Genomic DNA, 25424 nt, shown 5'->3' with positions numbered 1-25424 from the left:
GTTGCCGCGCGTCAACCCTCTTGGGTTTCCGCCGCCGAAACCGCACTCGCCAGATCGTCGAGCGCGCGCATGCGCGCGAACCCAACGACCTGACCCGCGAGCACGTCCAGCTGCTTGGCCAGGGTCGCATCCGATACCGTGCCATCGTCGCCGAAGACCGGCATGACCGAGTTGACAGTGACCGCCATCGGCGTCGGCCACCCCCGCAGGGCGTGTACGATGCTCCGGAGCGTGGCCAGTGTCGTGCCTGTCGCCTGCCATCCGGCGGCGACCGAAATCAACCCGACCGCGCGGCCCTCGAAATACGGACGTGCATCCCGCGACATGTCCTCGACATAATCGAGCGCGTTCTTGATCAGCCCGGACACGGTGCCGTGATAACCGGGCGACGCGATGATGATACCATCGGCGGCGCGCAGTCCGTCAATCAATGCCGCCGCTTTGGCGGTGCGCGGGGTGCCGTAACCGTACATTGGCACGTCGAGCGCCTGGCCATCGAAGCACAGGGTCTTGGCGCCCGACGCTTCACAGGCGCTCAGCACATGACGCAACACTCGTTCCGAAGAACTGTTGGCGGTCATCGTGCCACCAAGGCCAACGATCAGGGGTTTGCCGTCGCTCATCCACTCCGCCTTAGCGGAGCGAATGGCACGCGCAAATCAACGGAACACGAAGAAATATAAAATCAGGATCACCGGGATCGGCACGCCGATCAGCCACAGCAGCAAACCCTTGCCCATCGTCCATCCTCTCGTCGTTCTGTGAAGATGAAACAACGCACCCTGTCTTGTCGTTCCCTCAGAAGGTCTTGCGAATACCGCCGAAGAAGCCACGCCGCGCACCGAACTGCGGCGCGCCGACGCCGACACCCGATCCGTCGCGAATCTCATAGACCTTATCGAACACGTTCACGACGTCGAAGCGGACCGACAGCCCCTTTAAAAATCCCGGCCCGTCGAGATTCTGGGCAATGCCGAAATTGGCGGTAAAATAGCTGGGGAGCTTGCCGCCATTAGGCACGATGCCCGCAGGATCGTCCGCCCGCAGGCCGTCACCGTAAAGAAAATCGGCGCTGGGCACGAGCGTCCCGATGCCGTCCTTGATGGTCACGCTGCCACCGCCCGACGCGGTCCAGCGTTGCGAATGGTCGGTAAAGATGGAGTGGTTCGCGATATAGTCGAGTTCGTCCTGCGCAAAAAAGAACTGGCTTGAGACGATATTGCGGCCCTTTTCCTGTCCGCGCGCGAGGTTGGCGTAGAGTGAAACCGGCCCGCGGCTGTAATTGGTACGAAACTCGACGCCCCAGGCATAGCCGGTCGCGTAGTTGAAGGGCGACAAGACCAACGACGATCCGAATTGCCCTTCGTCGAGCAGATTGCGCTTCTTTTTGTAATAGGCGTCGAGACCGACGGTCAGCCCGTGCGCCACGGTCTGTTCGATCCCGCCGTCGAAATAATGTTCGCGCTCGGCACGAACGGGATCGCCGAACGGAATTTCGGACTCACGCGTAGTCCCGTTGAAGCGCGCGACGGTCGTGGTGCCGACCAATTCCTGCGGCGGTGGCGTGAAGTTTCGCGCATAACCGATGTGAAACGTCGTCCCCGGTGCGGGCCGGTAAACCAGGTTGGCGCGCGGGCTGAGCTGTTGTTCGCGCGTGTAAGCATCCACCCGGTCGAACCGCACGCCGTAATTGAAAGTCAGTTCGGGCGAGAGCGTCCATTCGTCCTGAAGATAGATACCGTAGAGTTGGCCGGACTTGCGGCCGGTGTCGATGATCGAGATCGGCTGATCGGTCGTCTGTTGGCCCATCGCGTCGACGGGGAACACGCGAGACGTGACGGTCGAGCGGGTCCGCTCGTTCTGAAAGAACAAGCCGAAACGGATCATGTGGCTGTCCGTCGCCTTGTAGCTGCCATCCGCTTGTACGCCCGCGGCAAAACTGGACAAACGCGACTGATCGGCAAAGCCGTTGAAGATGATGTCCCCACCCTGCGGGTCCGGTGAGAACCGCGTTTGAGAATAACGGACGAACGGCGCGACCTGAAGGTTTACGGCGTCGCCGGCATATTGATACGCCAGAACGCCGTAATGCGTCGTTTCACGCTGGTTCTGGTCGAGCAAGGAAGAATCGAATGTCGATCGGCCATTGAGCGTGAACGCGGGCGTCTGGCCCGGATTGTTGGGGATCTGGAACTTTCCGATCGCCGTACCGCCGAACACCGTTAACCGACTGGTGTCCGACAAAATGTCCGAAAGATAGCCGAACGCGCGATATTGTTTGGTCCGGTCATGAACCGCATTGCGGGTCGCCACGGGATTTTCGACACCGAGATCGTTCTGGAGGTAGCTGCCGGAGAAGAAGTAATTCAAGTTGCCGGTCGATCCGCGCAGCGTGGCGCTGGGCTGGATCGTGTTGTGACTGCCGCCATAATAGCCGACATCGCCGCCGTCCTCGAACGCGCCGCTGCGCGTGCGGAGGTTGATGACGCCCGAAGTGCGATAGCCATATTGTGCCGGCAGCGTTCCGGTAATCAGGTCGATCGTCTCGGCGATCCGTGGATCGAACGTCTGGCCGAAACCCGAAATCGCTTCCGGGACGATAACGCCGTTCAGTCGGTATTGTAGATTGGCGTGCTCGTTACGCACGTGGACCGCGCCATAGCTGTCCTGGGTCACACCCGGCGCCTGCAGCAGCACACTGGTCAAATTACGGTCGGCACCCTGCGGCTGAGCGTCCAGCGTGGCGCGGGTAAACTTGAAATCGCCGGCGCCCAGCGACGGCAGGATCGCATCGCGCGCGGTGTCGAGGCGACGTGCGGTGACGACAATGTCCTTGCCGGGATCGGCAGCGGGTGCATCGGTCGGCGGAGCGGCAAGTGCGGGGGTCGCTAAGGCGGCGGTAACGAGAAGAAGATTACGCATATGGGCTCCAGTCGTGAGCCGCGCTTAGACCTCAATGATATGTTGTAACAAGTCGTTTCGTCGCGGAAGTGTCACGCCTTGACGACGGCACCTTGCGCTGGGGTGAACGACAGCAAGCGAAACGCTCCGCCGAGGATCAGGAACCAGCCCAGATCGTTGAACGCGATGCCGATGACAAAATTGGGCGCGTAACCGTCCAACCCGCCGAGAAACACGGCAGCGAAGCCGGTAACCACCTCATACGCCACGAAAGCTGCGGCCAACGCACCAAGCGAGCGCAGGCCCACCAGTGGCGCCCGCAACAGGCTTGCGGCGTAAACCCCCGCAAGACCACCCGCGAGGAGCGAACCGCCCAGTGCCCAGCTATCCAATGGATAATGCAGAAAGGCGAAACCGACGAACTGGTTGACCGCCCAAACTGCGGTGATCAGCCCCATCGCCTGCCGCCGCGACAACGTCAGCGCCGCGACGGTCGCAACCGCCGTGAACGGAAAGACGCAGGCGAAGAAATAGCTGCCGAAACTGGCCGCCGTCGCGAGGACGGCGGACCACATGAGCGGATTGGGTTGAGTGCGGGTCATGGGCGGTGTTCCTATGCCTAGTTATCGGCGGTCACAAGTTGGACGGTTACAGGCGGATACGTACGCCGGCATGAGCGTTGCGGCCCAGCGTGCCGTAACCGCTGACGACTTCATACTTGTCATTGAGCAGATTTTCGACGCGCGCGAAGAGTTCGAACGTATCGTTCAGCTTGAAGCTGCCGCGCAGGCCCACCAGCGTGTAGCCGCCCAGATTGGTACGCAGGAACGACAGATAGTCGAAATCGACGCTGCGGCTGACGATCTGAACGCTGCCACCGACGCTGAAGCGATCACTGCTCCAATCGGCCGACACATTGCCGCTGTGCCTGGGCCGGCGGAGCAGGGTTTCGCCCGTGACCCGGTTTTTGGCATCGGTGAAGGTGTAGTTTGCCACCAAGGCGAGGCCGTCTACCGGGCGGATTTCGGCAAACGCCTCGACCCCGCGAGCGCGCGTGCGAGCGATATTGTCGTAAAAGCCGAACGGCCGGAACGCGCAGGCGGCAGGCGCGGGCGTCACGCCGAAGCAATTGGCGAAATCGATCTGGTTGCGCGTGTTGCGACCGAACACCGTAACGCCAATGCGGCCGCGATTGAAACTCTGCTCGACCCCGAGATCGACGCTGTCGGCGCGTTCAGGCTGGAGCGGCGCGATCCCCGCGAGCGTTGCCGTGCCGTAAGGGCCGAAAAGCTGGTACAAGGTCGGCGCCTTGAACCCGCCGCCATAAGCCGCGCGGAAGGTCGTGTTGCCGGTGGTGAAGGCAACATTCGCCGCCCCCGTTAACTTGGTGCCATAGGTCTGGTAATCATCGACGCGCAAACCGCCGGTCAGGGTCACCGCGTCGACTGGCGTGACGATCGCCTGCGCATAGCCGCTGGTCGAATGCGTGCGGTATTTCGCGAAGCCGGTGAAATAGCTCGGCCGTTCATGCTCCGCACCGAACACGAGGCGCGCAACGCCGAGATCGGCATCGCCCTGATATTCATAGCGTTCGACCCGCCCGCGCGACACGAACGCGTTGCCGCCGAAACTGTCGCGGTTGATGTCGTTGAGCGTAAAGGCGACGCGGTTCTTGATACCGGCCAGTTCGGCATTGAGCCCGGCATAGCCGACGCTTTGTTCGGTTTTCGAATAATCGTTGGTGTCGGTAAAATTGAACGACGAGTCATAGCCGTCGAAGCCGACCTTTGAATTGGCATAAAAGCCGCGCAGATCGAGCGACACGCCTTCGGCCAAGCCGACTTCGACACGGCCATTCCCCGCAAACTGACGGTAACCGTCGCGCTCGGTGCCGTAGCGGAACGCGGAAATGCCATCGTCGCGGTACCAGCCTCCGCCAACGCTCGCGGCGATGCTGCCAAAGGTACCGCTACCATTGGCGACGACATTGGCCTGATTTTTGTAACCGTATTCACCGCGGATGACGGCATGCGGATCGTCACCCGGCCTGGCCTCGACGATGTTGACGACGCCGCCGATCGCCTGGCTGCCCCACGGCACCGAGGCGGGGCCGCGCAATATTTCGATCCGTTCGATATTGTCGGTGACGAGATTGCCGAAATCGAACGCGCCGCCGGGTGAGGTCGGATCGTTGACGCGTACGCCGTCGATCACGACCAGCGTCTGCGCGTCCTCCGCGCCCCGGATACGGACGGCGGTCGGCTGGCCGGGGCCGCCATTGCGTGTGACGGTGAGGCCCGGCGTGGTGGCGAGGAGATCGGAGATCAGCGGGAGTTGGCGGCTTTCGATGGCCGTTTGAGTCAGGACGGTGACTGCTTGGCCGACCTGATCAAGCCGCTGTTCAGCGCGGCTTGCTGTGACGATAATGGTTGGAGGTGTCCAAATGCAGGTTGCGTGAACTTCGTCGGGTTCGATAGGCAAGCAGAGATGATCGCGCGGTTTGTCGAGCGCAGCGGCTTGCGACGCGGCTAAAGCGATAAGAGACAGCATTGGGTAACCTTCACATCCGTTCACATCGGTTGCGAGGGTGCTCCCCCGTTCGATCGTGTGTTCCCGCACGCCCGAAAGGCCGACTGTGACAGGGAGGTCTCCTGGCTCCCGGGTTGTCGTTCGGCCCGCCTTCTCAGAGCTTGCGCTCCAATGGCATGATGGGCGTCACTCGCCGGTTACAGTTGCGGGTACAGCGCCGGTGTCGCACCGGCTTCCCTGTCCTGTCGTGAGGTTCGCTTAGCTGCCTGGCGCGGGCGGCGCAACGACTGCAGTCGGCGCGCGACGCGCGGTGACGATATGCACGGGTTTGGCGATCATGTGGCCCTTGAGGAATCCCTCCCCCTTTGTCGGGTCGAGCGGGGCGTCGAAGATCTTGCGCGCGACGTCCATGCCGCTGACGACGTGCCCGAACGCGGCATAACCCGCCGCCGCATCCGGATTAGGATTCTTCGCATCGGCATCGAGGCCGGGGCATGTCGGAGAGCAGGATCGAAAAGTCGCCGGTCGCGGTGCCGGGAGCGAAGCGGGCCATCGAGATCGCACCCGCTTTGTGCAACACACCGGTCTGGCTGGTCGGTTCGTGCGCGATGGGTTTAAGAGTGCGCTTCGGATCGTAGCGTGTGCCGGCCTGGATCAGACCACTGGGTGGGTCGCCGTAGGGCAAGCGCATCACGCGATAAAAGACAATGCCGTCGAACCGCCGCTGATCGACGTAGCGCAGGAAGTTGGCGGTGCTGATCGGTGCGTGCTTGGCGTCGAGTTCGAGTACGATCGTACCGGCCTCGGTGTTCAGCGCAACGCGCGGAAAGTCGGTATAGGGAATTTGCGCGGGTTTAGGCGCCAGCCGAGGGGCGGCAGCGACCAGAGCGAGGGCAGCGAGTGCAAAGAGCGGGCGGATCACGCCGCCAGTGCTAGACCCGATTTGCGGCGGCGCGCAACCACGCCCGCCAAGCCATAGCCTGCGATCATCAGTGCCCATTCGGCGGGTTCGGGCACGTTCGTCACCGTAAAGCTGAACAAGGCATCGCCGACGTCGAGATCGTAATTGGTCCAGGCGCCATTGCCGCTGGGGCTACCCGCGCCATTGTCGAACGTGAAGTAACGCAATGCCGGGCTGCTGTTATTGCCGAGCACCAGGCCGGTATCGCCCGTCGCATCGGGACTGCGATAAACGCTGATATAAGCGACGTATTTGGTCAGATCGAGGACGCGGACATTGGGGGTGAATGTGATCGTCCCCGCGCCCGACGGGACATAGCTGCTTTCCCACAAGGTCGTCGGCGATCCGCCGCCCGACGTGTAGTTGAAAGCGCCATTCCAGGTGCCGATGCCGGCGAAAATCTGGCCGACGCCACCCGTCAAAGTGAACGAAAAGGACGTAAGCTGGCCCGACATTGGCGACGCGAACACCTGAGCATAAGTCGGGCTGGCGCCGGGCAACGTGCCAAACGGTGTAATCGTCTGCTGGCTGGGATAGGCGGCGTTGGCCGACGTCACCGTGCGGTCCGCATATGCGGGCGATGCCAAGGCGGCGAAACCGGCAGCCATGAGAGCAAGAACGCGCATGTAAATCCCCGAATTTGACGATGCTGTAACGGGTGCGGAACGGAGGCGCAAGAAATCAGCCGGGAGCGCCTGTGCCGCAACGGGACGCCTTGCACATGGCCAAAGGGTGGGTAAGCGACAGATATGGCCGCCGAACAGACTCCGCTGGATCGCTTTCGCAACGTGCTGGGCGGCGCCGCGCGCGCCATCGCGCACGAGCCCGAGATCGAGCTGGCTTATACCGCTGATGCGCCGAGCCAGGCGGGCAAGAATTTGCGCGTGCCGATGCCGGCGCGCGGGCTGCCCGCCGATCAAGTGGCCGAGGCACGTGGTGTGGCAGATGGCTTTGCGTTGCGGCTGCGCCACCACGACGCATCGCTGCATCAGAAACGCGCCCCTGCCCCGCCAATTGCGCGCGCGGTGTTCGATGCGATCGAGCAGGTCCGTGTCGAGGCGCTGGGCAGCCGCGGCATGGCGGGAATGCGAGCCAATCTGGCCGATGCGCAGGCGTTCCGGCTGAAGTCCGACCCGATCGTGCGCGCGCGCGAGGCCGACGAGGTGCCGCTGTCGAGCGCAGTCTCTTTGTTGCTGCGTGAGCGGTTGACGGGGGAGGCCGTGCCCGAAGCGGCGCAGCGCGGGCTGGAGATGGTCCGCGCATGGATCGAGGACAAGGGCGGCGCGGACATGGACGCGCTGGGGCTGCTGATCGACGATCAGGGGGCCTTTGCCGATTTGTCGGCCAAGCTGCTTCGCGACCTGAACCTGATCGAAGGCGAACCTGCGCCCGATCAGGCAGACGAAGGCGGCGACGATCAGGATCAGGACGGCGAAGACGGGGACGCAGGGGACAACGACGAATCGCGTGAGGGCGATGCCGCGGTCGAACAGCGTGGCGAGGAGCGATCCGACGAGGATGGCGACGGCGAAGGCGAGTCCGACGGCGAGGAATCCGGCGACGAGGACATGTCCGAAGGCGGCGAAGGCGAGGATGAAGGGATGCTGCCCGTCCGCCCCAATCGACCGCCCGCCGACCTGACGCCCGATTTCGATTACAGGGAGTGGAGCCGCGCGTTCGACGAGGTAATCTCCGCCGAGGAATTGTGCGATCCCGACGAACTGACGCGGCTGCGCGCGTATCTCGACCAGCAGATGGTGCATCTGTCGAGTGCGGTGACCAAGCTGGCCAACCGGTTGCAGCGGCGGTTGATGGCGCAGCAGCTCAGGTCATGGGATTTCGATCAGGAAGAAGGCATGCTCGACGCGGCGCGGCTGGCGCGCGTGATCGTCTCTCCCGGCAGTTCGCTGAGCTACAAGGTCGAGCGCGACACAGAGTTCAAGGATACGGTGGTGACGCTGCTGATCGACAATTCGGGGTCGATGCGCGGACGGCCGATCTCGATCGCCGCGATTTCCGCCGATATCATGGCGCGCACGCTGGAACGCTGCGGCGTGAAGACCGAGATTTTAGGATTCACCACGCGCCAGTGGAAGGGCGGGCAATCGCGCGAGAACTGGCTGGCGGCGGGGCGGCCCCCTGCGCCCGGACGGCTCAACGATCTGCGGCATATCGTCTATAAGGCGGCGGACAATCCCTATCGCCGCGCGCGCGCCAATCTCGGGTTGATGATGCGCGAGGGGTTGCTGAAGGAAAATATCGACGGCGAGGCGCTGATCTGGGCGCATGCGCGGTTGCTGGCGCGGCCCGAGGATCGCAAAATCCTGATGGTCATATCGGACGGCGCGCCGGTCGACGATTCAACGCTGAGCGTGAACAATGGCAGCTATCTCGAGCGCCATTTGCGGCAAGTGATCGGCTGGATCGAAGCCAAGTCGCCGGTGCAACTCGTCGCGATCGGCATCGGCCATGACGTGACGCGCTATTACCGCCGCGCGGTCACGATCATGGATGCCGAGCAGCTGGGCGGCACGATGGTCGAACAGCTGGCGGGGCTGTTCGACCTACGAGATTAATAGAAAGCCGCCGGATCGGGGGTGGGCGCGCGGCAGGCGGTGATGCTGCCGCGGCTGCAATCATAAACATTCTGGCGCCACACGCGCATCGCGTCGGCATAGGCGCGACGTTTGGCGGCATATTGCGCTTCGTTGCTGGCCGCCGTCGCATCGTGCGCGCGGAGCATGGTGACGTAATTGCCCATGTCGTAATCATAGGCCGCCTGGGCATTGGCATTCGCATCGGAAACGGCCGCATCCTTAACCATAGTCGGCGCATTGGCGGCGGCGGTGGCGGGCGCGATCTCCGCACGATTGGGCGCGTTGATCGCATCGGTCCGCGCCTGTGCCTTATCGTAGCCACGATCGGTTTGCAGCGGCGTGCGGGGGGGGGGGCGGGATCGGCGCTTTGTTGCGCGAAAGCCGGCGCAGACAACGCCAGCGCGAGCGAAATCATGTATTTCATCGCAGACATTCCTCTCTCGAACGATGCCCATGAACGCGCCCCACCCGCGCGGTGTTCCAAAAATGGTCGAAGGACCGGACACCGGAATGACGCGCCTTCGGGGGGAATGCGCGTCATCCGATAGTCCAGCCCTTCTACCCCTAGGTGCGACCCGAGGGGATTCGGTTAGCAGCGACCGTTGCGATCGATCGCTTGGCCGGCGAGTGCGCCGACGCCCGCGCCGACGATCAAACCGGTCGTGCCGTCATTGTGACGACGGCCATAATAGCCGCGGCTGCCTCCGCGATCGATTTCGCGACCGAGCAAGCCGCCGATCACGCCGCCGATGATCGCACCGGCAGCACCATCACCACGGCGGCAATCACGATAATAACCGCGATTATAGTTGCGGTTGTAATAGCCGCCGCGATTGTAATAGCTCTGGTTGTAATAACCGCGGTTATCATAGCCACGGTCCTGATAACCGCCGCCATAATCCTGGCCATAATAGTCGCCCGGGCGATAACGCTGGGCGGACGCGGGAGTCGCCGCGATGCCGGTGATAGCCACGCTGGCGAGAGCCGCGCCGGTCAGAAACTTGGTAATCATCGTTCGTCTCCTTCTCGACGCAAGTGTTTGTCGATGCACACTTTATACGATGATTCGGATGCGTGAAGTCTGAACATGCATGTTAGCTGTTGTTCATGCACGACAGTCCGCGCAGAGGGGCACGGTGCGTCGATCCATACCCCTGTTCGCCGTGCTGCTCTTCCTGGTCTTTGCCGGACCGTCGCGCATCGCCCCGAAGTTCGGGCTGACCGGCGGGCCGATCATTCTGAATGCGGCGCCAGTGGTGCTCGATCCGCGCGATCCCAGGCGGCGGCGTGTCGGCGAACTGACGTTCCTGCGCGGCTGGGATCTGACCTCGACGTCCGAAGACCTTGGCGGGCTGTCGGCGCTCAGGCCGTGGCACGGGCGATGGCTGGCGGTGCAAGACACCGGGGCGCTCGTAGATTTCTCGCCGGCCCGGCGCGATGCACGGATCATCCCGCTCGCGCCACGCTGTAATCCTCATCGGCTCAAGCTGGGGCGCGATACGGAGGGGCTCGATACCGACGGCACGCACATCTGGGTTTCCGCCGAATGGCACAATACGATTTGCCGGCTAGACCCTGACGGTGTGCAAACCGGGATTCAGCCGCCGGACATGGCCGACTGGCCACGCCGCAGCGGGCCGGAAACACTGCTCAGACTGCGCGATGGCCGGTTCCTGGTCCTGCCAGAAGACGCCAGCTTTCCCGCTTTGCTGTTTCCGGGCGATCCCGTCAGCGGGGTCAAGCCCGCCAAGCTGCGTTATCGGCCGCCCGACGGGTATTGGCCGACCGATGCTGTCGAACTGCCCGATGGCCGCATCATCATTTTGAACCGCGAATTCGGGCTGCATGGCTTTGCGGTCAAGCTGGTACTGTTCGACCGCATTCCAGCGCGCGGCACGCAGCAGGGACGCACGCTCGCCACGCTCGCCACGCTCGCTGCGCCGCTGACGCACGACAATTTCGAAGGGATTGCCGCGCGCCGCGAAGGCAGTGCGACCATCCTGACGATCGTTTCCGACAATAATTACAGCTGGTGGCAGCGAACCTTGCTGCTCGAATTCCAGCTCGACGATTAAGCCGCGGCGGCGACCGCCTTCTTGGCAACCGCACGCTTCAGGCGGCGGGCCTTGAGGCTCAATTTGTCTTCCGACGTCTTGGCCAGCCAGTTGTCGAGACCACCGACATGTTCGACAGAACGCAGGCCCGCCGTCGACACGCGCAGCTTGACCGATTCGCCCAGCGTATCGCTGATCAACGTCACGTTCTGCAGATTGGGCAGGAACGTACGCTTGGTCTTGTTGTTGGCGTGGCTGACATTGTGGCCCACCTGACGGCCCTTGCCGGTCAGTTCGCAAATGCGCGACATCGTTCGGTTCTCTTGATTAAATGGCTGATTGGAAGGTGGCGCGCCTAGTCGTTTCAGGGCCGATGGTCAAGGCGGCGCAACCTTCGGTCCCCTGCCCGCGTTACCCGCTCACAATCTTTCGGAGGCGAAACAACATGCGTGCACTATTGGGTCTTATCGTAATCGTGGTTCTCGGGCTGATCGTCGCATCGGCGCTCGGGCTGATCAACCTGACCTCAAGCGGCAAACTCGAAGCGCCCAAGGTGCAAACCACCGGCGGCAGCGTCCCCAACGTCAGCGTCAACACCGGCAAGATCAGCATCGGCAGCGAGGACAAGAGCGTCTCCGTGCCGACTGTCAAGACCGAGGAAAAGACCGTGAAGGTCCCGACCATCGGCGTCGAAAAGGCCAAGGACAGCAAATAAGGACAAGGGTCACTGTGCCGTCTAAGGCGGCGCGGTGGCCTTGTTTTTATCTCTGCCGATGCGGCGCGCGCTCGAGGCCGCGCGTGAAGCGGCGTCGATGGGCGAAGTGCCCGTCGGCGCCGTTGTCGTTCGTGGCACAGAGATCATCGCAATCGCCGGCAATGCGCCGCGCCGGTTGAACGACCCGACCGCACATGCCGAAATGCTGGCAATCCGTGCGGCGGCGGCAACGCTTGGCACGGACCGTCTGACCGGCTGCACGCTTTATGTGACACTCGAACCGTGCGCGATGTGTGCCGGAGCCATCGCGCTCGCTCGCCTCGACCGGCTGGTTTACGCTGCATCCGATCCCAAGGGCGGCGGGGTGGCGCATGGGGCGCGGGTGTTCGATCAGCCGACCTGTCACCACCGCCCCGAAGTGATCGACGGTGTCGGCGAGGACGAGGCAGCAGCGTTGCTCCGCGAATTCTTTGCCGCGCGACGTTGATACGCGCACGAAAACCCGTCACTAACCTGTCAGCAAGATGAACAGCACCCCCCTCGCGCCGTTCCCGTGGATCGACGTCGCGGTCATCCTGATCCTCATTCTGATCAACGGCCTGTTCGCCATGGCCGAATTGTCGATCGTGTCCGCCCGCAAGGCGCGGCTCGAGGCGATGGCACGGCGGGGCAAGACGGGTGCGCACATTGCGCTGCAGCTCAACGCTGATCCGTCGCGGCTGCTGTCGACAGTCCAGATCGGCATCAGTTTGATCGCGGTGGTATCGGGTGCTTATTCGGGCGAGGCGCTGGGCGGACCGATGGGCGCGCGGATCGAGGCGCTCAATCTCGGATGGAGCCATGAAACGGCATATCGCGTCGGTTTCATCCTGGTTATCGGTGTCGTCACGTTCGTGTCGCTGATCATCGGCGAATTGGTGCCGAAGCAGCTGGCGCTCAGAAATCCAGAACCGATCGCGGCAATTGCCGCGCGACCAATGTTGTGGCTGTCCAAGGCAACCGCGCCGCTGGTGTGGCTGCTCGACCGGACCAGCGCGGGGATATTCCGTCTGCTCGGTCTGAGCCGCGAAAACCAAAGCCATGTCACCGCCGAGGAACTCCACCTGATTGTTGCCGAAGCGTCGAAATCGGGGGTCATCGAAGAGAGCGAGCGGCAGATCATCTCAGGCGTCGTCCGCCTCGCCGATCGCCCGGCGCGCGAAGTGATGACGCCGCGCACCGAAGTCGACTGGATCGATGCCGATGCCGACCGCGACACGATCATGGCGCGGCTCGGCGAATTGCCGCACAGCCGCATCCCCGTGGCCGAAGGATCGGTCGACGCGATCATCGGCATCGTCCAGGCCCGCGACATCGTCCAGACTTTGATCGCCGGCCGCGAGGTCGATTTGCGCGCGTTGATGAAGGCGGCGTGCGTCGTTCCCGACCATGTCGATGCGATGGATGCACTGGAGGCGTTGCGCCGATCCGAAGTGCCGCTGGCGCTGGTCCATGACGAATATGGCCACCTCGAAGGCATCATCACCCCGGCAGACTTGCTCGCTGCCATCGCCGGCGAATTTCTGAGCGATCAGCATGCAGACGACGAACCGGCGATCGTCGAGCGCGAGGATGGCAGCTTGCTGGTCAGCGGCTGGTGCCCCGCCGACACGCTGGCGGCACGGATCGGCGTGCACCTGCCCGAAGAACGCGACTATGCGACGGTGGCGGGGCTGGCGCTGGACGCGCTGAAGCACCTGCCCGAAATTGGGGAGACGTTCGTCAGCGACGGCTGGCGGTACGAGATACTCGATCTGGACGGGCGCAAGATCGACAAGTTGTTAGTGAGTGAGGCGCGCAATTAACGACATTTGATCGCGCGCTGTTAATCGTCATCAGATCAACTGCCGATATGAATCTAGCAAGGTTGAAGAAGGTCCGAACTGCACTAGCAGACGCTCAGGACGGGCGCTGCTGCTATTGCCGACGTCCGTTCGGGGACGGCGCTCTCGCCTGTACGCTGGAACATCGCCGACCAAGGATGAACGGCGGCACTGATGACATCGCCAATCTCGCGGCAGCATGCTGGCACTGCAATCGCAATCGCGGCATGCAGATGCACCGCGCCAAGCTGCTCAAATCTCAAAAATCCGCAGCCCACGCCTTGGCCGTGGCGAATGTGACGCTGGCCAAGACGGCACTGATTGAGGCACTGACAAACTATCGGTCAGCCCGCGCAACATTGGCGTCCATGCGTTTGCTCAACCCTCCCGGTGATACGGATGCCCGGCAATAATTGCCGTGGCGCGGTATAATTGCTCAACCAGCATCGCCCGCGCGAGCATGTGGGGCCAGGTCAGGCGCCCGAAGCTGAGCTTGAGGTCTGCGCTGGCGCGTTCTTCTTCGGTCAGGCCATCTGCCGCGCCGATGAGGAAGCGGACTTCGCGGATACCGGCGTCGCGCCAGGTCTCGAGTTTTTGCGCCAGTTGGACCGAGCCGAGCGTCTCGCCGGCTTCATCGAGCGCGATGATCCGCGTCCCCGGCGCGACTGGCGGTGATTCGCCGCCTGTATCCGGCAGTTCGGTGACCGCGAGGGGCCACGACATCCGCTTGGCATAGCGCTCGATCAACTCGGCCTCGGGGCAACGCCCGATCCGCCCGTGGGCGACGATGTGCAGTCTCAGAAGCTCTTCCAATGCGCGAACAACGCATCGACCGAGCCGCCGTTGGTCCGCAGTTCGGCTTCGACGCGTTTGCGCCCGTCGTAATAGAGCAAGGCGGGATGATCCTCGCCGCGGCGGCGCAGGTCGGCAGCCTGCGCGTCGCCGAGCGAGCCTTGCCCCGCGACATGATCGGCAAAGCCCTCGGTCAGCCAGCTTGGGTAACGCGCGTCGGCGGTCAGGCCGTAGCGCGCGCGCGTCATTTGATGCGTCCATTCATGCGCGATCGTGCCGCTGAGAGCGCGTTCGCCACCGACCGTCCGCCCGTTCAGCGCGCGGTCGGCAGCGATGTCGTTACGGTTGACAACCACCGCCACCGACAACGGCCGGGTCAGTGCAAACGCGCCCGAACTTTGCAGCGCGAGGACATGCCAACGCCAGCCGCCGTCGGTCAGGAAAACCTGTCCGCCATGGCGCTCATCCGCCAGCGGACTCGCCGCGACCAAAGCTTCGGCATGATGCACGACCTGCACGATCTGCGGCGCGATCGGCGTTTCGGCATAGACCGTCACGTCGCCGACCGATTGTTTGTACGGAAACGCCAGCGCGACCGGCGCATGGATGACCACCGCGCCCAGAATCACCACGCTCGCTACCGCCCATTGCCAGCGGCGGCGCGGCTTGCGCCTGGCCATCAGTGCGTCGTGGGCGCAGTCGGGGCGTCGCCAAAGCCCCACATGCGCTCCAGATTGTAGAACGTGCGTACTTCGGGACGGAACAGGTGGATGATCACGTCACCGGCATCGAGCAACACCCAATCGGCGGCGGCCATGCCCTCGACGCGGACCGGGCGACCGGTGTGGGCCTTGATCTTTTCCTGCAGCTTTTGCGCCATCGACGCGACTTGGCGGGTCGACCGCCCGCTGGCGATGACCATGTGATCGGCGATCGATGATTTGCCGGCCAGCGGGATGCTGATCGCCTCAACCGCCTGATCGTCGTCGAGCGAGTCCATGATCAGTTTGTGGAGCGCCGCGATTTCTGCATCGGTCGATTGGCGCGGAGCGATGGTCGGGGCCTGATCGGCAGTGGCGGTCGCGGGCAAGTCTGTTCCTTTGGAAGCCGCCTACGCTGGCGGCGGGGTGGATATGGGGGTGACGGCGCGGGCATACCAGTCCGGATCGGCGCGACGGAGTTCGGTCGCCGAAATCGGGTCTGGAGGCAGGTGCAACAGCACGAGCGCCGGCGGTCTCCAACGCGTCCAATCTTTGCCGCCCGCGGTCCGGACGAAACGCCGCAGCCAGGCCGCGGCGGGACTCGCCGAGGCCATGCCGGAATATCCCGGACGCACCGCAACCGCAATGACGATCGACCGGGCCAGCCGCCGCCAGTCCTTCCACCGGTGCATTTCGGCAACAATGTCAGCGCCCATCACCCACACGAAGCGGCGGTTGGGATAGCGTTGGATCAGCTTGCGGACGGTATCGACGGTGTAGCGTGTGCCGAGTTTCGCTTCGATAGCGCTGGCACGAATCGGGCTGTGGCGCGCGACGCGGCGGGCGGAGGCGAGCCGCGCAGCGAGTGGCGCCATATCCTTGGCGCCCGTCTTGAGCGGATTACCGGGCGACACCAGCCACCACATTTCATCGAGCCCGAGCTGCTCCATCGCCGCGAGCGAGATGCTGCGGTGCGCGCGGTGCGCCGGGTTGAACGACCCGCCAAGAAGACCGGTGCGGATCAGAGGCGCACCTGGCCGCTGCCACGCCCGATCCATTTGTATGTCGTGAGACCTTCGAGCGCGACCGGCCCGCGTGCGTGGAGGCGGCCGGTGGCGATGCCGATTTCGGCACCGAGGCCGAACTCGCCGCCGTCGGCGAATTGGGTCGAGGCGTTGTGGAGGACGATTGCCGAATCGACGCGTGCGAGGAAGGCTTCGGCGACGGCGCGATCTTCGGTGACTATGGCGTCGGTGTGGCCCGAGCCGTGGCGGGCGATGTGCTGCAGCGCCGCGTCCACATCGTCGACGACCGCCACGGCCAGATCGGGGGCGAGGAATTCGCTGTCCCAGTCGCTGTCGCTGGCGAGGCCGACGCGCGGATCGAGCGCTTGCGCCGCCGTATCACCGCGCAGGATCGCGCCGGCTCCGAGCAGTGCCGCAACGAGTGCCAGTGCGGCGGGATAGGCACGGTCGATCAGTAACGTCTCCAACGATCCGCATACGCCGGTTCGCCGCAGCTTGGCGTTGACCGCGATCGCCTGCGCCATAACCGGGTCGGCGGCGGCGTGAACGTAAAGGTGGTTGTTGCCGTCGAGATGCGCGAGCACCGGCACACGCGCTTCGGTTTGAACACGGGCAACGAGCCCTTTGCCACCGCGCGGGATGATGACGTCGATCAGGCCGTTTGCGGTCAACATTGCGCCGACGGCGGCACGGTCGGCAGTCTCGACCCGTTGTGCTGCATCGGCGGAAATTCCGGTTTCGGTCAATCCACGCACGAATGCGGCATGGATTGCAGCATTGGACCGAGACGCCTCACTGCCCCCGCGCAAGATAATCGCATTGCCACTCATCACCGCCAGCGCCGCCGCGTCGGCGGTGACGTTGGGGCGGCTTTCGTAAATCATGCCGATCACGCCCAGCGGCACACGGACGCGGGACAATGCGATGCCATTGGCGGGGGTGCGCGTGTCAATGACTTGCCCCACGGGATCGTCGAGCGCGGCGACTGCATCCACCCCGGCAGCCATCGCTTCGATGCGATCGGTGTCGAGGCGCAGGCGGTCGATCAGTGCGTCGTTAAGACTGGTGGCAGTGGCGACATCGGCTTCGTTCGCGGTGGTGATGTTCGCCACGTCATTGCGAATTGCCGCCGCCGCCGCGCGTAGCCCAGCCCGCTTCGCCTCGGTCGAACACACCGCCAATTCCCGCGCAGCCGTTCGCGCCCGCGCGCCCATCGCCGCGATGATCGCGGCCGCATCCATGATCAAAAGTCCAGCTTGTCGTAATGCGCGGGCGGCGCGATCACGCCCATCCGTTCGGCCAACAGCGGCCGAAAGCCGGGCCGCGATTTCAGCCCGGCATACCAGGCACGCGTCCCTTCATGACTGCGCCAATCCACGCCGCCGAGATAATCCGCGACCGAAATATGCGCCGCCGCGGTCAGATCAGCGAGGCTCATCGTCGCCCCTGCCAGCCATTTGCGATGATCGAGCAGATAATCGAGATAATCGATCATGGCGTTCGCCGTGCGCATCGCATCGCGCAGCGCGCCGGTATCGGGACTGGTGCGATGGACGAGCCGTTTCAGCATGCGCTCACGCATCAACGGCGCGACGACCTCACCGTGAAATTGCTGGTCGAACCATGCCACCAGCCGGCGAATTTCGGCGCGCGCCACCGGCGTTCCGGCGATCATCGGCGATCGTTCGACGGTCTCTTCGAAATATTCGCAGATCGCGTCGCTGTCGATCAACGTAATCCCGCGATCGCTCTCGATCAGCACCGGGGTCTGGCCAGCGGGATTGAGATCGACGAACTCGTCGCGCCGCTCCCACGGATGCTCGCGGATCAGTTCGTAATCGACACCCTTTTCGGCGAGGAGCAGCCGCACCTTGCGGGAAAAGGCGCAAAGCGGAAATTGATGGAGCAGCCACATAGTGCGGCTGCTTTAACGACTGCTTCAGTGCGCGCTAGTAGCCGCTCTCGTTCAGCGCATGTTCGATCTTGCGCGCGAAATCGTTGGCGGCCGCCTGTACGGCGGTGGCGGTGCGGCCGGCCCGAACGGCGGCCCCTGCGGCACGCGTCATGTCCTGGCGGATATGTTCACGGTATGCGGGGTCCCGGCGGGCCATCAGATCGCCAATGGTGCGATCACCATTGTCGCGCGCCGAGGGGTCGGCGGCGCGACGGATGCCATCAATGCGCACGTCGAGCATCGCGTCGGTGACCGCCTCGACCGCCCCCATCACCTGGCGCGCAGTCGACGGATCGATCGGCGAGCGTGGCGCATATTCGCGGGCGTCCTGCCGATCATCGTAACGGGCATCGCGTGAATCCTGATATTGTTGCTCGCGCGCCTGACCATAAGGCTGCGGCGGCGGGGGGTAATCCTGCGCCATGGCGGCGGTGGACAGCAAAGCGAGCGGCAACAGCACGAGCGTCTTCATGAGCTAAACCTATCAGAAGTCAGCAGAATGCCAAAGCCCTGCACGTGCGGCGCTTTACCGCCGCTGAACGTCATTCGGCGGCGATGGCCACCTCGTCGTCGAGCGGGTGTGCCAGCCGCGTGAGCATTTCGCGGGGGACTACCTGCCAGAATTTGCCGACATAGCTGCCCCAATCGTCGAGGACCGATGCAGCCCAACGGCTGTCGGTCATCGCGACATGCGTTTCGATCAGCGCGCGCAACCGCCCTTCCCACCAGGCCGAGCCGATCCGGCGCAGGACGATGGTTTCGGGATTGGCGCGCGCTTCGAAATGGCCGTCGAGATCGAGCACGAAGGCCATGCCGCCCGACATGCCCGCGCCGAAATTGCCGCCGGTCCGCCCGAGGATCACGGCCACGCCGCCGGTCATATATTCACAGCCATTCGCGCCGCAGCCTTCGACCACCACGTCCGCGCCCGAATTGCGCACGCCGAAGCGTTCGCCCGCCTTCCCCGCCGCGAACAACTGCCCCGATGTCGCGCCGTACAGGACGGTGTTGCCGATGATCACATTGTCCTGGCTGGCGAGCGGTGAGCTGACCATCGGTCGCACCGCGATGATGCCCCCGGAAAGTCCTTTGCCGACATAGTCATTAGCCTCACCGAACACTTCGAGGGTGATGCCCTTGCACAGGAACGCGCCGAGGCTTTGTCCCGCCGAGCCGCGCAGACGCACCTGGACGTGGCCATCGGCAAGCGCGCTCATGCCGTATTTGGCAGTGATTTCCGCCGACAGCCGCGTGCCGACCGCGCGGTGGGTGTTGCGCACCGTGTAGGTCAATTGCATCTTTTCGCGGCGGTCGAACACCGGGGCCGTGTCGCGCAGGATCTGTGCGTCGAGGCTGTCGGGAACGGCGTTGCGGAACGTGCTGAGGCTGAAGCGGCGCTCCGCGTCGGTCGCGTCGACTTTCGCCAGGATCGGGTTGAGATCGAGGTCGTCGAGATGCTCGGCACCGCGGCTGACCTGACGCAACAGATCGGTGCGACCGATGACGTCGTCCAGGCTGCGGAAACCCAGCCGTGCGAGGATTTCGCGGACTTCCTCGGCGATGAAGGTCATCAGATTGATGACCTTTTCGGGCGTGCCGGTGAATTTTTCGCGCAGCCGTTCGTCCTGCACGCACACGCCCACGGGGCAGGTGTTCGAATGGCATTGCCGCACCATGATGCAGCCCATCGCGACGAGGCTCAGCGTCCCGATGCCGAACTCTTCCGCGCCCAAAATCGCGGCGATGACGATGTCGCGCCCGGTCTTGAGCCCGCCATCGGTACGCAACTTCACACGCCCACGCAGGCCATTCAGCGTGAGCGTCTGGTTGACCTCGCTCAGCCCCATTTCCCACGGCGTGCCGGCATATTTGATGCTGGTCTGGGGGCTGGCGCCCGTGCCGCCGACATGCCCGGCAACCAGGATGACATCGGCATGCGCCTTGGCCACCCCTGCCGCCACGGTGCCAATGCCCGCCGCACTGACCAACTTCACGCAGACCCGTGCATGCGGATTGATCTGTTTCAGATCGTAGATCAGCTGGGCCAGATCCTCGATCGAATAAATGTCGTGGTGTGGCGGCGGCGAAATCAGGCTGACGCCGGGGGTCGCGTGGCGCAATTTGGCGATGAATTCGGTGACCTTGAAGCCGGGCAACTGCCCGCCCTCGCCCGGCTTGGCACCCTGCGCGACCTTGATCTCGATCTCTTCGGCAGCACCCAGATATTCGGCGGTAACGCCGAAGCGCCCGCTCGCGACCTGTTTGATCCCCGAATTGGCATTGTCGCCATTGGGATAGGGTTTGAACCGCGCGCTGTCCTCGCCGCCCTCGCCCGACACCGCGCGCGCGCCGATGCGGTTCATGGCAATAGCCAGCGTTTCATGCGCCTCAGGCGACAGCGCGCCGAGCGACATGCCGGGTGTCACGAAACGCTTGCGGATTTCGGTGATCGCCTCGACCTCGTCGATCGGCGCGGGCTCCTTCGGCCAGTTGAATTCCAGCAGATCGCGCAGATAGACCGGGGGCAGATCCTGCACCCCGCGCGCGAATTGCAGATAGGTCGAATAGCTGTCCGACCCGACCGCTTTTTGCAGCAAATGCATCAGCGGTGCGGAATAAGCGTGCGCTTCTCCGCCCATGCGCTGACGATAGAAGCCGCCGATCGGCAACGTCGCCACCGCGCTGCCAAACGCCTTTTCGTGCCGCTCGGACGCATTGAGCGCGAGGCTGTCATAGCCCTCGCCCGAAATCTTCGCGGGCATGCCGGGGAACAGGTCGTTGACCAGCGCGCGGCTGAGCCCCACCGCCTCGAAATTATACCCGCCACGATAGGAGGAGATCACCGCGATGCCCATTTTCGCCATGATCTTGAGCAGCCCGTCATTGACCGCCTTGCGCGCGCGCTCGACGCTGTCCGCCAGCGGCGCATCGCCGAGCAATCCGCGCGCGTGGCGATCGGCGATCGCCGCCTCGCTGAGATACGCATTCACCGTCGTCGCGCCGACGCCGATCAGCACCGCGTGATAATGCGTATCGAGGCATTCCGCCGCGCGCACGTTGATGCTGGCGAACGAGCGCAGCCCCTTGCGGACGAGATGCGTGTGCACTGCCGCCGCGGCGAGGATCATCTGCATTGCCACCCGCTCGGGCCCGACGCCCTCGTCGGTCAGGAACAGCTCGCTCTCGCCCCGTCGCACCGCCTGCTCGGCCTCGGCACGGACGCGCGCAATCGCCGCGCGCAGTCCTGCCGCGCCACTTTCCGCCTCGTAGGTGCAGTCGATCTGCGCGACGCTGCCGCCGAAGCTCGCCTTCAGCCGCGCCCAGTCGGCATTGGTCAGCACCGGCGTGTCGAGCACCAGCACGCGGTCGCGCCCATCGCCCTGATCGAGAATGTTGGTCAGGTTCCCGAACCGCGTCTTCAGGCTCATCACCTGGCGTTCGCGCAAACTGTCGATCGGCGGGTTCGTGACCTGCGCGAAATTCTGGCGGAAGAAATGGTGGATCGCGCGCGGATTGTCCGAAATCACCGCGAGCGGCGTGTCGTCGCCCATCGAGCCGATCGCTTCCTTGGCATCCTCCGCCATCGGCGCGAGGATCAGTTCCATATCCTCCATCGTCAGACCCGCCGCGACCTGCCGCTGCGTCAGTTCGGCACGCGACCAGGCGGGTTCGGCAATGCCGGGTTCGGGCAGATCGGCGAGGGTCAGGAAATCGGCGACGCGCGCCGCATAATCCGCCTCTCCAGCCAGCCGATCCTTGATCGCGCGGTCGCGGTACAATTTGCCGCTGTCGAGATCGACCGCGATCATCTGCCCCGGCCCCAGTGCGCCCTTGGCGATGATGGTCGATTCGGGAACGACGACCATGCCTGCCTCGGACCCGACGACCAGCAAACCGTCGTCGGTCAGCATCGTGCGCAACGGTCGCAGCGCGTTGCGATCGACCCCCGCCACGGCCCAGCGCCCGTCGGTCATCGCCAGCGCGGCAGGGCCGTCCCACGGCTCCATCACGCTCGCCAGAAACGAATACATTGCGCGGTGCTCGGGCGGCATGCGCGGGTCGGCCTCCCACGCCTCGGGCACCAGCATTGTCTTGGCGGTCGGTGCATCGCGGCCCGAACGGCAGATCACCTCGAACACCGCATCCAGCGCGGCAGTGTCGCTCGCGCCCGCGGGAATGACCGGCTTCACCTCCGCCTGGGCATCGCCAAAGGCGAGGCTGGCCATGCGGATTTCGTGGCTCTTCATCCAGTTCTTGTTGCCGCGGATCGTATTGATCTCGCCATTGTGCGCGAGGCAGCGGAACGGCTGCGCCAGCCACCATTGCGGGAAGGTGTTGGTCGAATAACGCTGGTGAAAAATCGCCACGCGGCTGGCGAAACGTTCGTCCTGCAGATCGGGGTAGAAGACCGACAGGCTCTCGGCGAGGAACAGCCCCTTGTACACGATCGACCGCGCTGACAGCGAACAGATGTAGAAGCCCTGGATTTGCGCCTCGATCACCTTGCGCTCGATCTTGCGGCGCACGAGGTACAGCTGCTTTTCGAACTCCTCGACCGGCACTTTTTTGCTGTCAGGCCCGGCGATCATGATCTGCTCGATCTCGGGCCGCGTCGCCTGTGCCTTCAGCCCGATGACCGAGACGTCGACCGGCACTTGCCGCCAGCCATAGATATTGAATCCCGCGTCGATGACCTCGCTTTCGACGATCGTGCGGCATGCCTCCTGCGCGCCCAGATCGGTTCGCGGCAGGAACACCATGCCGACGCCGACCCACGCCTTGTCGATCGGTTTGTGCCCCGACGCGACGATGGCGTCGGCAAAGAACGGCAGCGGCAAATCGACATGCAGTCCCGCGCCATCACCGGTTTTGCCATCGGCATCGACCGCGCCGCGATGCCACACCGCCTTCAATGCATCGATGACGGATTGCACCACACGCCGCGACGGCTTGCCATCCACCGCCGCGACCAAGCCGACGCCGCACGCATCGGACTCGCTGTCGGGCCGGTACATGCCATGTTCGGCGAGGTAGGCGCGTTGGTCGATCATTTCTTCTGGTCTAGTTGCTTCGTGTCGACGCCGAGCAGTTCGGCCAGCCGCGTCCGGTCAGCGGGCGTCAAATCCTTGGCCGTCTTTGCCGGTGGCAAGTCGGCGGTCGCCTTGACCGCTTGCGCCATAATGTCGGGCATCGCCGCCATCAACTTGGGCATCATCGCCTGCATTCGGCTCATCACTGCCGGGTCGGTGTACAAGGTCATCTGCTGCGATGCGTAAAGCGATCCGGTCGGTGTGGAGAAGAATCCCGACAGTTCCGCCAGTTGCGCCTGCGAAAAGCGATTTTGCAACGACACCGCCAGCCCGGCGCGAATATCCGGTTCCATCGTTTCCATGACCGGGATCATCGCGTCGAACATCGCACCCGTCATCCGGCGCATGCGCTCGGCATAATTCGGATCCATGATCGTCATGATTTCGCCAAGCGTCGCCTTGTTTATTTTGGTCGCTATTGCTGGATCGAGCCCTGCAGCCTTGAGTATCGGGCCAATTGGCATATTGCCGACTCCGTCGGTCATGCTGCCGATCATCTGCTTCAACGTGCCACCCAACATCTGGCGGTAAGTGCCATTGGGGAGCAATTTGGCGGCGATCCCGACTGCCACGGGCGAAGCGACCGTTTCGACCGGCGCCATGACCGGCGCATTGCTCTGGGCCCAAGCGGGCGCGGCAACCGTCAGAGCAACTACCAATGCAATCGTCTTCATGCCGCTTTCCTCTCGCTAGCCGCCTTCGTCCGCAAAAACTTGTGCATCGCAGCCGCCACATCCCGCCCGTCACGGATCGCCCACACCACCAAACTCGCCCCCCGCACGATGTCGCCCGCCGCGAATACGCCGTCGAGGCTTGTCATCATCGTGGCATTGTCGACGCGGACGGTGCCCCAGCGCGTCACGCCCAGGTCGCGCGCGCCGAACAATTTCGGCAGGTCTTCCGCATCGAAACCCAGCGCCTTGATGACCAAATCCGCCTCGACGGTGAACCCGCCATCGGGATCGGCAATCGGCGCGCGGCGACCGCTGGCATCGGCGGCGCTCAGCTTCATTGCATTGGCCTCGACCGCCGTCACGCGCCCATCGGCACCGGTGAACCGTTCCGGCCCGGCGAGCCAGACAAAGCGCACGCCCTCTTCCTCGGCATTGCCGACTTCGCGCTGCGACCCCGGCATGTTGTCGCGGTCGCGACGATAAAGGCATTCGACCGAGGCCGCGCCTTGACGGACAGCCGTGCGGACACAGTCCATCGCCGTATCGCCGCCGCCGATCACGACGACGCGTTTGCCCTGCGCATTCAGCGAACCGTCATCGTACGCCGCCACCGTATCGCCGAACCCCTTGCGGTTCGACGCGGTCAGATAATCGAGCGCCTCGACCACGCCGTCCAGGTCTACGCCGTCCGCCTTGATCGCCCGCGCCTTGTACACGCCGGTCGCGATCAGGAGCGCGTCATGGCGCTGGCGCAGTTCGTCCATCGACGCATCACGCCCGACTTCGAAGCCTTCGTGAAACACGATACCCGCCGCCTTCAGGCGCTCGACGCGGCGCATGACCACCGGCTTTTCCAGCTTGAAGCCGGGAATACCGTAAGTCAGCAGCCCGCCCGCGCGGTCGTGCCGGTCGTAAATATGGACCTCATAGCCCTCGACGCACAGCAATTCGGCAGCGGTCAGCCCGGCTGGTCCGGCACCGATGATCCCGACCGATTGGCCGCGCGCAGCGCCGACCTGAACCGGTTCGACCCAGCCCTGTTCCCACGCCGTGTCGGTGATGAATTTTTCGACCGACCCGATCGTGACCGCGCCGTGGCCCGAGAATTCGATCACGCAATTGCCCTCGCACAGCCGGTCCTGCGGGCAGATCCGCCCGCAAATCTCGGGCATGGTCGAGGTGGCGTTGGAAAGCTCATACGCCTCGCGCAGACGCCCCTCGGCGGTCAGACGCAACCAGTCGGGGATGTGGTTGTGCAGCGGGCAATGCACCGTGCAGTATGGGACACCGCATTGCGAACAGCGCGACGCCTGTTCCTCGGCCTTCACCGGCGCATATTTGTCCGCGATCTCGGCAAAGTCTCGCGCGCGATCCCACGCATCGCGTTTATCAGGATAGTCCTGACCCGCGACCACGAATTTGAGCATGTCCCCCGGCATGACGGCGCTTTGACGGACCTTCCCCGCCACAGTCAATCAATAGGGTAATATATCTGACCTAGTTGGACCGGGACTTATTGGCTTAGCGGGAAGCTATGCCGATCAACCATTTTCTGTAAGTCCGTTTCGG

Annotated in this window: 26 protein-coding genes and 1 riboswitch; of the genes, 6 read left to right on the top strand and 20 right to left on the bottom strand. The window is 63.8% G+C overall.

Annotated features, from left to right (window positions below):
• Window positions 1-11: 11 nt before the first annotated feature.
• From ACM9ME_RS05760 to ACM9ME_RS05730, 7 genes are all read right to left on the bottom strand, one after another.
• Window positions 12-623 carry an NADPH-dependent FMN reductase gene (locus tag ACM9ME_RS05760; protein ID WP_415642487.1) on the bottom strand — a complete coding sequence of 204 codons (612 nt, stop codon included), beginning with the start codon at window positions 621-623 and terminating at the stop codon, window positions 12-14.
• A 175-nt stretch (window positions 624-798) separates the two neighbouring features.
• Entirely contained in the window at window positions 799-2922 is a 2124-nt protein-coding gene (locus ACM9ME_RS05755) for a TonB-dependent receptor (RefSeq protein ID WP_415642486.1), read from the bottom strand.
• 71 nt (window positions 2923-2993) lie between these two features.
• Complete coding sequence (locus ACM9ME_RS05750; protein WP_415642485.1) at window positions 2994-3503, bottom strand: hypothetical protein; 510 nt, start codon at window positions 3501-3503, stop codon at window positions 2994-2996.
• Window positions 3504-3549: 46 nt separating this feature from the next.
• A complete protein-coding gene (locus tag ACM9ME_RS05745) occupies window positions 3550-5451 on the bottom strand; it encodes a TonB-dependent receptor plug domain-containing protein (protein WP_415642484.1) in 1902 nt (633 codons plus the stop codon).
• 74 nt (window positions 5452-5525) lie between these two features.
• Window positions 5526-5715, bottom strand: a riboswitch (cobalamin riboswitch).
• Complete coding sequence (locus ACM9ME_RS05740) at window positions 5689-5841, bottom strand: hypothetical protein (protein ID WP_415642483.1); 153 nt, start codon at window positions 5839-5841, stop codon at window positions 5689-5691. Its footprint overlaps the riboswitch before it by 27 nt.
• A gap of 49 nt (window positions 5842-5890) precedes the next feature.
• Window positions 5891-6352 carry a peptidylprolyl isomerase gene (locus ACM9ME_RS05735; RefSeq protein ID WP_415642482.1) on the bottom strand — a complete coding sequence of 154 codons (462 nt, stop codon included), beginning with the start codon at window positions 6350-6352 and terminating at the stop codon, window positions 5891-5893.
• Window positions 6349-7017 (bottom strand): PEPxxWA-CTERM sorting domain-containing protein, encoded by a 669-nt coding sequence (locus ACM9ME_RS05730; protein WP_415642481.1) that lies wholly within the window; start codon window positions 7015-7017, stop codon window positions 6349-6351. Before ACM9ME_RS05730 ends, ACM9ME_RS05735 begins: the two co-directional genes overlap by 4 nt.
• Window positions 7018-7140: 123 nt before the next feature.
• Here ACM9ME_RS05730 and cobT point away from each other — a divergent pair, with 123 nt between their 5' ends.
• Entirely contained in the window at window positions 7141-8967 is a 1827-nt protein-coding gene (gene cobT, locus ACM9ME_RS05725; protein ID WP_415642480.1) for a cobaltochelatase subunit CobT, read from the top strand.
• Here cobT and ACM9ME_RS05720 read toward each other — a convergent pair.
• Together ACM9ME_RS05720 and ACM9ME_RS05715 are read right to left on the bottom strand one after the other, a co-directional pair.
• Window positions 8964-9443: a hypothetical protein gene (locus tag ACM9ME_RS05720; RefSeq protein ID WP_415642479.1), complete on the bottom strand. Its 480-nt coding sequence runs from the start codon at window positions 9441-9443 to the stop codon at window positions 8964-8966. The genes cobT and ACM9ME_RS05720 overlap by 4 nt on opposite strands.
• A gap of 134 nt (window positions 9444-9577) precedes the next feature.
• Window positions 9578-10000, bottom strand: coding sequence for a hypothetical protein (locus tag ACM9ME_RS05715; protein WP_415642478.1), 423 nt, complete (start codon window positions 9998-10000; stop codon window positions 9578-9580).
• Between the two features lie 124 nt (window positions 10001-10124).
• Between ACM9ME_RS05715 and ACM9ME_RS05710 the strand changes: the two genes are divergently transcribed.
• Entirely contained in the window at window positions 10125-11063 is a 939-nt protein-coding gene (locus tag ACM9ME_RS05710; protein WP_415642477.1) for an esterase-like activity of phytase family protein, read from the top strand.
• On the opposite strand, the gene rpmB is transcribed toward ACM9ME_RS05710, so the two are convergent.
• Window positions 11060-11353 carry a 50S ribosomal protein L28 gene (gene rpmB / locus ACM9ME_RS05705; protein WP_415642476.1) on the bottom strand — a complete coding sequence of 98 codons (294 nt, stop codon included), beginning with the start codon at window positions 11351-11353 and terminating at the stop codon, window positions 11060-11062. The genes ACM9ME_RS05710 and rpmB overlap by 4 nt on opposite strands.
• Before the next feature lie 134 nt (window positions 11354-11487).
• Here rpmB and ACM9ME_RS05700 point away from each other — a divergent pair, with 134 nt between their 5' ends.
• From ACM9ME_RS05700 to ACM9ME_RS05685, 4 genes are read left to right on the top strand one after another with little or no spacing between them, the layout of a single operon-like run.
• Complete coding sequence (locus tag ACM9ME_RS05700) at window positions 11488-11757, top strand: hypothetical protein (RefSeq protein WP_415642475.1); 270 nt, start codon at window positions 11488-11490, stop codon at window positions 11755-11757.
• 58 nt (window positions 11758-11815) lie between these two features.
• Window positions 11816-12244 carry a nucleoside deaminase gene (locus ACM9ME_RS05695; RefSeq protein ID WP_415642696.1) on the top strand — a complete coding sequence of 143 codons (429 nt, stop codon included), beginning with the start codon at window positions 11816-11818 and terminating at the stop codon, window positions 12242-12244.
• A gap of 37 nt (window positions 12245-12281) precedes the next feature.
• Window positions 12282-13601, top strand: a complete 1320-nt coding sequence (locus tag ACM9ME_RS05690; protein ID WP_415642474.1) for a hemolysin family protein — start codon at window positions 12282-12284, stop codon at window positions 13599-13601.
• A 47-nt stretch (window positions 13602-13648) separates the two neighbouring features.
• Entirely contained in the window at window positions 13649-14032 is a 384-nt protein-coding gene (locus ACM9ME_RS05685) for an HNH endonuclease (RefSeq protein WP_415642473.1), read from the top strand.
• On the opposite strand, the gene ACM9ME_RS05680 is transcribed toward ACM9ME_RS05685, so the two are convergent.
• The 10 genes from ACM9ME_RS05680 to ACM9ME_RS05635 all read right to left on the bottom strand — a co-directional run bounded on the left by ACM9ME_RS05680 (window position 13998) and on the right by ACM9ME_RS05635 (window position 25282).
• Entirely contained in the window at window positions 13998-14420 is a 423-nt protein-coding gene (locus ACM9ME_RS05680; protein ID WP_415642695.1) for a 23S rRNA (pseudouridine(1915)-N(3))-methyltransferase RlmH, read from the bottom strand. The genes ACM9ME_RS05685 and ACM9ME_RS05680 overlap by 35 nt on opposite strands.
• The gene (locus ACM9ME_RS05675) at window positions 14417-15091 is read right to left on the bottom strand and encodes a gluzincin family metallopeptidase (RefSeq protein ID WP_415642472.1); all 675 of its coding nucleotides are present in this window, start codon (window positions 15089-15091) and stop codon (window positions 14417-14419) included. The genes ACM9ME_RS05680 and ACM9ME_RS05675 overlap by 4 nt, the downstream gene beginning before the upstream one ends.
• Complete coding sequence (rsfS, locus tag ACM9ME_RS05670) at window positions 15091-15411, bottom strand: ribosome silencing factor (RefSeq protein ID WP_415642694.1); 321 nt, start codon at window positions 15409-15411, stop codon at window positions 15091-15093. The genes ACM9ME_RS05675 and rsfS overlap by 1 nt, the downstream gene beginning before the upstream one ends.
• A gap of 111 nt (window positions 15412-15522) precedes the next feature.
• Window positions 15523-16170 (bottom strand): nicotinate-nucleotide adenylyltransferase, encoded by a 648-nt coding sequence (locus ACM9ME_RS05665; protein ID WP_415642471.1) that lies wholly within the window; start codon window positions 16168-16170, stop codon window positions 15523-15525.
• Entirely contained in the window at window positions 16134-17378 is a 1245-nt protein-coding gene (locus tag ACM9ME_RS05660) for a glutamate-5-semialdehyde dehydrogenase (protein ID WP_415642470.1), read from the bottom strand. The genes ACM9ME_RS05665 and ACM9ME_RS05660 overlap by 37 nt, the downstream gene beginning before the upstream one ends.
• 2 nt (window positions 17379-17380) lie before the next feature.
• Window positions 17381-18052 carry a glutathione S-transferase family protein gene (locus ACM9ME_RS05655; RefSeq protein ID WP_415642469.1) on the bottom strand — a complete coding sequence of 224 codons (672 nt, stop codon included), beginning with the start codon at window positions 18050-18052 and terminating at the stop codon, window positions 17381-17383.
• Window positions 18053-18086: 34 nt separating this feature from the next.
• Window positions 18087-18563 carry a hypothetical protein gene (locus tag ACM9ME_RS05650; protein WP_415642468.1) on the bottom strand — a complete coding sequence of 159 codons (477 nt, stop codon included), beginning with the start codon at window positions 18561-18563 and terminating at the stop codon, window positions 18087-18089.
• Window positions 18564-18633: 70 nt separating this feature from the next.
• On the bottom strand, window positions 18634-23142 hold the full coding sequence (gltB, locus tag ACM9ME_RS05645; RefSeq protein ID WP_415642467.1) for a glutamate synthase large subunit: 4509 nt from the start codon (window positions 23140-23142) through the stop codon (window positions 18634-18636).
• Complete coding sequence (locus ACM9ME_RS05640; protein WP_415642466.1) at window positions 23139-23855, bottom strand: DUF2059 domain-containing protein; 717 nt, start codon at window positions 23853-23855, stop codon at window positions 23139-23141. The genes gltB and ACM9ME_RS05640 overlap by 4 nt, the downstream gene beginning before the upstream one ends.
• On the bottom strand, window positions 23852-25282 hold the full coding sequence (locus ACM9ME_RS05635) for an NAD(P)-dependent oxidoreductase (RefSeq protein WP_415642465.1): 1431 nt from the start codon (window positions 25280-25282) through the stop codon (window positions 23852-23854). The genes ACM9ME_RS05640 and ACM9ME_RS05635 overlap by 4 nt, the downstream gene beginning before the upstream one ends.
• Window positions 25283-25424 lie beyond the last annotated feature (142 nt).

The sequence above is a fragment of the Sphingomonas antarctica genome, from assembly GCF_965137005.1.
In the GTDB taxonomy this organism is placed as follows: domain Bacteria; phylum Pseudomonadota; class Alphaproteobacteria; order Sphingomonadales; family Sphingomonadaceae; genus Sphingomonas_O; species Sphingomonas_O antarctica.
The sequence above is the reverse complement of the archived record's forward strand: the minus strand, read 5'-3'. Positions and strand labels throughout refer to the sequence as shown.